This window comes from Streptomyces sp. NPDC055632, assembly GCF_053618675.1.
This window is the reverse complement of sequence record NZ_JBSHHY010000003.1, coordinates 439,427-447,842: the sequence shown is the minus strand read 5'-3', so window position 1 is coordinate 447,842 and position 8,416 is coordinate 439,427. Positions and strand designations below refer to the sequence as shown.

Sequence of the window (8,416 nt, the reverse complement as noted above, 5' to 3'; positions counted from 1 at the left end):
GTTTTACACAGCCCGGCCAGCTATCCCCCGGGGGCCCCCGGCCAAAAACCGGGGGTGCGTTTTGGGGGGGGGGGGGGGGGGGCCGGCGGGGCGCCCGGGGGCCGCCCGCCCCGCCCCACGGCACCCGCACGGCCGTACGGTGTGCAGCCTGGCGTGTCCGTATATCGGAGCCGAGTCGGGCGGGTTGCCCCGGTGTTAAGGCGTGTCGGGGGGCGGGTCCGTCCCCGGGGTCCCGTCCTCCGGACGGAGGAGGTGGCTGCCTCCCGGGGGCGGGGTGCCGGGCTTCTTCTCCAGGTCCGGAGCGGCGCCCTTCTCCAGGTCCGGGGCGCCGCCCTCCGGCGGGTCGCCCTTCTCCAGGACCGCCCTGTGCTCCTCCGCGACCACGTGCTTCTCCTCCGCGAAGTGGCAGGCGGAGTCGTGGCGGGCCGGGCTGTCGGTGAGCCGGAAGACGGCCGGGACCGCCAGGAGGGGGACCTCCTCGGCGCAGCGCTCCCGCGCCTTCCAGCAGCGGGTGCGGAAGCGGCAGCCGGAGGGGATGTCGGCCGGGGAGGGCACGTCGCCGGTGAGGATGATCCGCTCGCGGTGGGCGCGCGCCTCGGGGTCGGGGACGGGGACGGCGGAGAGCAGCGCCTGCGTGTAGGGGTGGGTGGGGTGGTCGTAGATCTGCGCGTCGGTGCCGATCTCGACGATCCGGCCGAGGTACATGACGCCGACCCGGTCGGAGATGTGCCGCACGATGGACAGGTCGTGGGCGATGAAGACGTACGACAGGGAGAACTCGGACTGGAGCTGTTCCAGGAGGTTGACGACCTGGGCCTGGACGGAGACGTCGAGGGCCGAGACCGGTTCGTCGGCGACGATGACCTCGGGCTGGAGGGCGAGGCCGCGGGCGATGCCGATGCGCTGGCGCTGGCCGCCGGAGAACTGGTGCGGGTAGCGGTTGATGTACTCGGGGTTGAGGCCGACGACGTCCAGGAGGTCCTGGACCTTGCGGCGCCGGTCGCCCTTGGGCGCGACCTCGGGGTGGATCTCGTACGGCTCGCCGATGATGTCGCCGACGGTCATGCGCGGGTTGAGCGAGGTGTACGGGTCCTGGAAGACCATCTGGATGTTGCGCCGGACCGCCTTCAGGGCGCGCGCGGAGAGCTTGGTGATGTCCTCGCCCTTGTAGCGGATGGTGCCGGAGGTGGGCCGTTCCAGGTTGACCAGCATCTTCGCGACGGTCGACTTGCCGCAGCCGGACTCGCCTACGATGCCGAGGGTCTCGCCGGCGACGAGGTCGAAGTCGACGCCGTCGACGGCCTTGACGGCGCCGACCTGCTTCTTGAAGAGGATGCCCTGCGTCAGCGGGTAGTGCTTGTGGAGGTCCCGGACTTCGAGAATCGCCTCAGCCATGGAGGCACTCCTTCCAGAAGTGGCAGGCGCTGGCGCGCGGCACCGGGGAGTCGGTCACCTCGTACAGCGGGGGCTCGTCGGTCCGGCAGACGTCCTGGGCCATCGGGCAGCGCGGGTTGAAGGCGCAGCCGGGCGGGATGTGCAGCAGGTTGGGCGGCAGGCCCTTGATCGCGTAGAGCTCCTGGCCCTTCTGGTCCAGGCGCGGGATCGATTCGAGGAGGCCCTTGGTGTAGGGGTGGGCGGGGGCCTTGTAGATCTCGTGGACGGGGGCCCGCTCGACGATCCGGCCGGCGTACATCACGGCGATCTTGTCGGCCACGTCGGCGACGACGCCGAGGTCGTGGGTGATGAGGATGAGGCCCATGTTGAGCTCGCGCTGGAGCTCGGCGAGGAGGTCCATGACCTGGGCCTGGACGGTGACGTCGAGAGCCGTGGTGGGCTCGTCGGCGATGATCAGCTCGGGTTCGAGGGCGAGCGCCATGGCGATCATGATGCGCTGGCGCATGCCGCCGGAGAACTGGTGCGGGTACTGGCCGACGCGTTCCTTGGCGGCGGGGATGCGGACCCGGTCCATCAGCTCGACGGCCTTGGCCTTGGAGTCCTTCCGCGACATCCCCCGGTGGACCTGGAACATCTCGCCGAGCTGGTCGCCGACGCTGAGGACGGGGTTGAGGGAGGACAGCGCGTCCTGGAAGACCATCGCCATCTTGGCGCCCCGGATCTTGCGCCGCTCGTCCTCCTTGAGCTTCAGGAGGTCCTGGCCCTGGAAGAGGATCTCCCCCCGGGTGATCCTCCCCGGGGGGATGTCGAGGATGCCCATGACGGCCTGGGCGGTGACGGACTTGCCGGAGCCGGACTCGCCGAGGACGGCGAGGGTCTCCCCCGCGTCGACGGAGTAGTCGACGCCGTTGACCGCCTTGGCCACCCCGTCCCGGGTGTGGAACTCCACGTGCAGGTCGCGCACTTCGAGCAGCATGGATCCCTACCTCAGCTTGGGGTCGAGGGCGTCGCGGACGGCGTCGCCGAGCATGATGAAGGCGAGCACCGTGACGGCCAGCGCGCCGGCCGGCCAGAGCAGCATGTGCGGGGCGTTGCGGATGTACGGCGAGGCCGAGGAGATGTCGATGCCCCAGGAGACGGTCGGGGGCTTGAGGCCGACGCCGAGGAAGGAGAGCGTGGCCTCCAGGGAGATGTACGTGCCGAGGGCGATGGTGGCGACGACGATCACGGGGGCGACGGCGTTGGGCGTGATGTGCCGCAGCAGCATCCGGGAGTTGGAGGCGCCGAGCGCGCGGGCCGCCTGGACGTAGTCGTTCTGCTTGGCGGTGATGACGGAGCCGCGGGCGATGCGGGAGATCTGCGGCCAGCCGAGCAGCACCATGAAGCCGATGACGGGCCAGACGGTGTTGTTGCTGACGACGGAGAGCAGGACCAGACCGCCGAGGACGACCGGGATGGCGAAGAAGATGTCGGTGATCCGGGAGAGGAATCCGTCCCAGGCGCCGCCGTAGAAGCCGGCGAGGCCGCCGAGGACCGAGCCGAGGAGGGTCACGCCGAGGGTGGAGAGGACGCCGACCTCGATGGAGGCCCTGGCTCCGTAGACCGTGCGGGTGTAGACGTCGCAGCCCTGGCCGTTGAAGCCGAAGGGGTGGCCGGGCTGGGAGCCCTCCTGGGCCTTGGAGAGGTCGCAGTCCAGCGGGTTGCCGCTCGCGATGAGCTGCGGCCAGATCGCGATGACCACCAGGAAGACGATGACCAGGCCGGAGATGATGAAGATCGGGTTCCGGCGCAGGTCGTGCCAGGCGTCGGACCAGAGGGAGCGGGCCTTCTTCTCGGGCCCGGTGCCGTCGGGGCCGCTGGGGACCTTCTCCAGGGTCTCGGCCTCGGACATCGCGAGGTCGGTGGCGCCGCCGGCCCCGGTCGAGGCGATGGCCGACCCTTCGTCGTGGTGCTCGGGCATCTCAGGCATAGCGGATCCTCGGGTCAAGGACGGCGTACAGGAGGTCGACGAGCAGGTTGGCCACCAGGAAGACCAGGACGAGGACGGTGACGAAGCCGACCACGGTCTGGGTGTTCTGGCGGAGGATGCCCTGGTAGAGCTGGTAGCCGACGCCGTGGATGTTGAAGATCCGCTCGGTGACGATGGCGCCGCCCATGAGCGCGCCGACGTCGGTGCCGATGAAGGTGACCACGGGGATGAGGCTGTTGCGCAGCAGGTGCCGGGTGATGACCCGGCGGCGGGGCAGTCCCTTGGCGACGGCGGTGCGGACGTAGTCGGCGCGCTTGTTCTCGGCGATCGAGGTCCGGGTGAGCCGGGTGACGTAGGCGAGCGACACGGAGGCGAGGACCAGGCCGGGGACGAGCAGTTCGTCGAAGGTGGCGGCGGAGGAGACCGAGGGGTCGATCCACTTCCACTTGACGCCGAAGAGGAGCTGGACGAGCAGGCCGGTGACGAAGGTCGGGACGGAGATGACGACCAGGGTGAGCAGCAGCACGGTGGTGTCGACGGGGTGGCCGCGCTTGAGGCCGGTGAGGACGCCGAGGCTGATGCCGATGACGATCTCGAAGAGGATCGCGATGATGGTGAGCCGGATGGTGACCGGGAAGGCGTTGGCCATCAGCTCGGTGACCTCCTGGCCGTTGAAGGCCGTGCCGAAGTCTCCGGTGAAGACGTTGCCCATGTAGGTCAGGTATTGCTGCCAGACCGGCTTGTCGAGGCCGAACTCCTTCTTGAGCTGGGCGGCGGTCGCCGGGTCGCACTGGCGGTCGCCGCACAGTCCGGCGACGGGGTCGCCCATCACGTTCACCATCAGGAAGATCAGCAGCGTGGCGCCGAAGAAGACCGGGATCATCTGCAGCAGTCGCCGGATCACGTATCGACCCATGAGGGACTCCGGGGGTTGGCTCCGGGAAGGGGTTTCGGCTCCGGGAGGGGTCCGAGGAAGGCGTACGGCCCGGCGCGGGGGTCCGCGGGCCGGGCCGTGCGCCGTCGGCCTGCTGGGGGGTGTCTGGCGAATGAGCGCGGGAGAAGGAGCGGCGCCCGGCACGCACTCCCCGGGCGTCAGTTGACCTTGATCTGGTCGTAGACCGGGACGCTGAAGGGGTTCAGGGTCACGTTGCTCACGCGCTCCGAGTAGCCGGCGCTGCCGTTCTGGTACCAGAGCGGGATGGCGCCCATGTCGTCGCGGAGGACTTCCTCGGCCTGCTGGAAGATCCCGACGGCCTTGGCGGTGTCGGCCTCGGCGTTGGCCTGGTTCACCAGCTTGTCGAACTCGGGGTTCGTCCACTTGCCGTCGTTGGACGAGGCGTTGGTGTAGTACAGCGGCTGGAGGAAGTTCTGGATGAGCGGGTAGTCCATCTGCCAGCCGGCGCGGAACGGGCCGGTGAGCTTCTGCGTGGTGACCTGGTTGCGGTAGTCGGCGAAGGTGCCGACGGGGTTGCCGACGCAGGCGCGGTCGTTGCCGAGGGCGCGGTTGATGGAGTTGCAGACCGCGTCCACCCACTCCTTGTGGCTGCCGGTGTCGGCGTTGTACGAGATCTTCATGGTGCCGCCGGGGATGCCGCCGCCCTCGGCGACCAGCTTCTTCGCCTCGGCGGCGTCGTACTTGCAGAGGTCGCCGCAGACGTCCTTGAAGCCGCCGTCCTCGCCGAGGACGGGCGAGGTCCAGTCGACGGCGGGGGTGCGGGTCTTCTGGAAGATCGTCTCGGTGATCTGGTTGCGGTCGATCGCCCGTGACAGGCCCTGGCGCAGCTTCGCCTGGTTCGGCTTGTTCCAGTTCGGGTCGTAGAACGGGAAGGAGAGGGTCTGGATGATGCCGGCGGGCACGTTGAGGTACCGGTCGCCGAGGTCGGCCTCGACGTTCTTGAGCTGGGCGGCGGGGACGTCGTCGACGAGGTCGAGGTTGCCGGCGATCAGGTCGGTGTAGGCGGTGTTGTTGTCGGTGTAGACCTTGAGGGTCACGCCGCCGTTCTGCGCCTTGTCGGTGCCGGGGTAGGCGTCCCACTTCTTCAGGACCATCTGGGACCCCTTGGAGTAGGAGTCGATGGTGTACGGGCCGTTGCCGACGGGCTTCGAGAGCCAGCCGGCGTGGTCGCTGAAGAAGGACTGGGGCAGCGGGGCGAAGGCCGCGTAGCCGAGGGTGACCGGCCAGGTGGAGAACTTCTGGGTGAGCTTGACCGTGAAGGTGCGGTCACCGGTGACCTTGAGGCCGGACATGGTCTCGGCGGTGGGCTGGCCCTTCTCCGGGTGGACCTGGTCGTAGCCCTCGATCTGGCCGAAGAAGTAGGCGTTCTTCTGGTTGTTCTTCAGGTGGGCGCCGTAGTTCCAGGCGTCGACGAAGGACTTGGCGGTGACCTTCTCGCCGTTGGAGAAGGTCCAGCCGTCCTTGACGGTGACGGTGAAGTTGGTGGAGTCGGTGGTGTCGATCTTCTCGGCGAGCATGTCCTTGGCCTCGCCGGTCTTGGGGTCGTACTGCTTGAGCCCCCGGAAGATCATCGACAGGACCTTGCCGCCCTGGACCTCGTTGGTGTTGGCCGGCTCCAGCGGGTTCTGGGGGTCGCCCCACGAGGAGGACACGACGCCGTCCGCTCCTCCGCCACCACCGCTGTCCCCGCCGCCGCAGGCGGTCGCCGCGAGGACGACGGCGATGGCCGGAGCGGCCCACTTGGCGTGTGTGGCTCCGCGCATGGAGTGCCTCCCGTATGTACCGATTCACACTGAGAGCCCCAATATCACCCCGCATCAGTACGCCTGCATGTTGTCGGCGCCCATCAGTGCGACGGCGGGGGCGCACGAAAAACGGCCGGCTCCCGGCGCCGTGGGGCGCCGGGAGCCGGCCGTGCGGAACCGCGCGGGGTGTCAGTGCACCGGGACGACCTGCTTCTCCTCGGCGAAGTGGCACGCCGAGAAGTGGGCGGCCGGGGTGTCCTGGCCCTTGAAGACGGACGGCACCGCGAGGAGCGGGACCTCCTGGGCGCAGCGCTCCTGCGCCTTCCAGCAGCGGGTGCGGAAGCTGCAGCCCGACGGCGGGTTCGCCGGCGACGGGACGTCACCGGTGAGGATGATCCGCTCGCGGTGCGCGCGGGCCTCCGGGTCCGGCACCGGCACCGCGGAGAGCAGCGCCTGCGTGTACGGGTGCGTCGGGTGCTCGTAGATCTCGGTGTCCGTACCGATCTCGGCCATCTTGCCGAGGTACATGACGCCGACGCGGTCCGAGATGTGCCGGACGATCGACAGGTCGTGCGCGATGAAGAGGTAGGAGAGGTTGAACTCGTCCTGGAGCTTCTCCATCAGGTTGATGACCTGGGCCTGGACGGAGACGTCCAGGGCCGAGACCGGCTCGTCGCAGATGATGATCTCGGGGTTGAGCGCGAGGCCGCGGGCGATGCCGATGCGCTGGCGCTGACCGCCGGAGAACTGGTGCGGGTACCGGTTGATGTACTCCGGGTTCAGACCGACGACGTCCAGGAGCTCCTGCACCTTGCGGCGCCGGTCGCCCTTCGGGGCCACCTCGGGGTGGATGTCGAAGGGCTCGCCGATGATGTCGCCGACCGTCATGCGCGGGTTGAGCGAGGTGTACGGGTCCTGGAACACCATCTGGATGTTCCGGCGGACCGCCTTCAGCGCGCGCCCGGACAGCTTGGTGATGTCCTGGCCCTTGTAGAAGACCTCGCCCGCGGTGGCCCGCTCCAGGTTCATCAGGAGCTTGGCGACCGTGGACTTGCCGCAGCCGGACTCGCCCACGATGCCGAGGGTCTCGCCCTGGTAGAGGTCGAAGGAGACCCCGTCCACGGCCTTGACCGCGCCGACCTGCTTCTTGAAGAGGATGCCCTGCGTCAGCGGGAAGTGCTTCTTCAGTCCGCGCACCTGGAGGATCGGCTCGCCGCGGCCCACGGGGGCCTCGATGGCGGCGACCAGAGCCTCTTCGTTGGCGGCGGCCACGGCCTCGTCGTTCTTGCCGATGTCAGCCATGGATCGTCTCCTTCCAGAAGTGGCAGGCGCTCTTGCGGCCCGGAAGGTCCGTGCCGTCCTGCTCGGTGACCGGCGCCAGGGCCGGGATCTCCGTGCGGCAGATGTCCTCGGCCTTGGGGCAGCGCGGGTTGAAGGCGCAGCCGGTGGGCACGCGGAGCAGGTTGGGCGGCAGGCCCTTGATCGCGTAGAGCTCCTGGCCCTTCTGGTCCAGGCGCGGGATCGAGTCCAGGAGACCGCGGGTGTACGGGTGGGCCGGGCGCTTGTACAGCTCGTGCACGGGCGCCTGCTCGACGATCCGGCCGGCGTACATCACGGCGATCTTGTCCGCGACGTCGGCGACGACGCCGAGGTCGTGGGTGATCAGGATCAGGCCCATGTTGTATTCCTGCTGGAGCTCCGCGAGGAGGTCCATGACCTGGGCCTGGACGGTCACGTCGAGAGCCGTGGTGGGCTCGTCGGCGATGATCAGGTCCGGCTCCAGGGCCAGCGCCATGGCGATCATGATGCGCTGGCGCATGCCGCCGGAGAACTGGTGGGGGTAGTCGGTGACCCGGGCCTTGGCGGCCGGGATCTTGACCTTGTCCATCAGCTCGATGGCCCTGGTCCTGGCGTCCTTCTTGGACAGGCCCTGGTGGACCCGGAACATCTCGCCGAGCTGGTAGCCGACGTTGAGGACCGGGTTCAGGGAGGACAGCGCGTCCTGGAAGATCATCGCGATCTTGCGGCCGCGGATCTTCCGGCGCTCCTCGTCGGACATCTTCAGCATGTCCTGGCCGCGGAAGAGGATCTCGCCCTTGGGGATCTTGCCGGGCGGCATGTCGAGGATGCCCATGATGGCCTGGGCAGTGACGGACTTGCCGGAGCCGGACTCGCCGAGGACGGCGAGGGTCTCGCCGGCGTTCACCGAGTAGTTGACGCCGTTGACCGCCTTGGCCACACCGTCACGGGTGTGGAACTCCACGTGCAGGTCGCGGACTTCGAGCAGGGGGCCGGTGCCGGACCCGTCGCGCGGCGCGGGGAAGGCCGCGGTCTTGTCGATGATGCTCATCT

General features: G+C 68.9%; 7 protein-coding genes. All 7 read right to left on the bottom strand.

What is annotated here, in order from left to right; genetic code table 11:
* Positions 1 to 195: 195 nt before the first annotated feature.
* Positions 196 to 1,395 (bottom strand): ABC transporter ATP-binding protein, encoded by a 1,200-nt coding sequence (locus tag ACWGSR_RS07290; protein WP_453564192.1) that lies wholly within the window; start codon positions 1,393 to 1,395, stop codon positions 196 to 198.
* On the bottom strand, positions 1,388 to 2,371 hold the full coding sequence (locus ACWGSR_RS07285; RefSeq protein ID WP_376247096.1) for an ABC transporter ATP-binding protein: 984 nt from the start codon (positions 2,369 to 2,371) through the stop codon (positions 1,388 to 1,390). The genes ACWGSR_RS07290 and ACWGSR_RS07285 overlap by 8 nt, the downstream gene beginning before the upstream one ends.
* 6 nt (positions 2,372 to 2,377) lie before the next feature.
* Positions 2,378 to 3,364, bottom strand: a complete 987-nt coding sequence (locus tag ACWGSR_RS07280; protein ID WP_376247099.1) for an ABC transporter permease — start codon at positions 3,362 to 3,364, stop codon at positions 2,378 to 2,380.
* Positions 3,357 to 4,280, bottom strand: a complete 924-nt coding sequence (locus tag ACWGSR_RS07275; RefSeq protein ID WP_453564188.1) for an ABC transporter permease — start codon at positions 4,278 to 4,280, stop codon at positions 3,357 to 3,359. The genes ACWGSR_RS07280 and ACWGSR_RS07275 overlap by 8 nt, the downstream gene beginning before the upstream one ends.
* A 176-nt stretch (positions 4,281 to 4,456) precedes the next feature.
* Positions 4,457 to 6,082, bottom strand: coding sequence for a peptide ABC transporter substrate-binding protein (locus tag ACWGSR_RS07270; RefSeq protein WP_453564186.1), 1,626 nt, complete (start codon positions 6,080 to 6,082; stop codon positions 4,457 to 4,459).
* Between the two features lie 171 nt (positions 6,083 to 6,253).
* A complete protein-coding gene (locus ACWGSR_RS07265) occupies positions 6,254 to 7,366 on the bottom strand; it encodes an ABC transporter ATP-binding protein (protein ID WP_376240638.1) in 1,113 nt (370 codons plus the stop codon).
* The gene (locus tag ACWGSR_RS07260) at positions 7,359 to 8,414 is read right to left on the bottom strand and encodes an ABC transporter ATP-binding protein (RefSeq protein WP_376240641.1); all 1,056 of its coding nucleotides are present in this window, start codon (positions 8,412 to 8,414) and stop codon (positions 7,359 to 7,361) included. The genes ACWGSR_RS07265 and ACWGSR_RS07260 overlap by 8 nt, the downstream gene beginning before the upstream one ends.
* Positions 8,415 to 8,416 lie beyond the last annotated feature (2 nt).

Coding starts and splice junctions, on each gene's coding strand:
- ACWGSR_RS07290 (WP_453564192.1), bottom strand. CDS start 1,395: ATGGCTGAGGCGATTCTCGAAGTCCGGGACCTCCACAAGCACTACCCG.
- ACWGSR_RS07285 (WP_376247096.1), bottom strand. CDS start 2,371: ATGCTGCTCGAAGTGCGCGACCTGCACGTGGAGTTCCACACCCGGGAC.
- ACWGSR_RS07280 (WP_376247099.1), bottom strand. CDS start 3,364: ATGCCTGAGATGCCCGAGCACCACGACGAAGGGTCGGCCATCGCCTCG.
- ACWGSR_RS07275 (WP_453564188.1), bottom strand. CDS start 4,280: ATGGGTCGATACGTGATCCGGCGACTGCTGCAGATGATCCCGGTCTTC.
- ACWGSR_RS07270 (WP_453564186.1), bottom strand. CDS start 6,082: ATGCGCGGAGCCACACACGCCAAGTGGGCCGCTCCGGCCATCGCCGTC.
- ACWGSR_RS07265 (WP_376240638.1), bottom strand. CDS start 7,366: ATGGCTGACATCGGCAAGAACGACGAGGCCGTGGCCGCCGCCAACGAA.
- ACWGSR_RS07260 (WP_376240641.1), bottom strand. CDS start 8,414: ATGAGCATCATCGACAAGACCGCGGCCTTCCCCGCGCCGCGCGACGGG.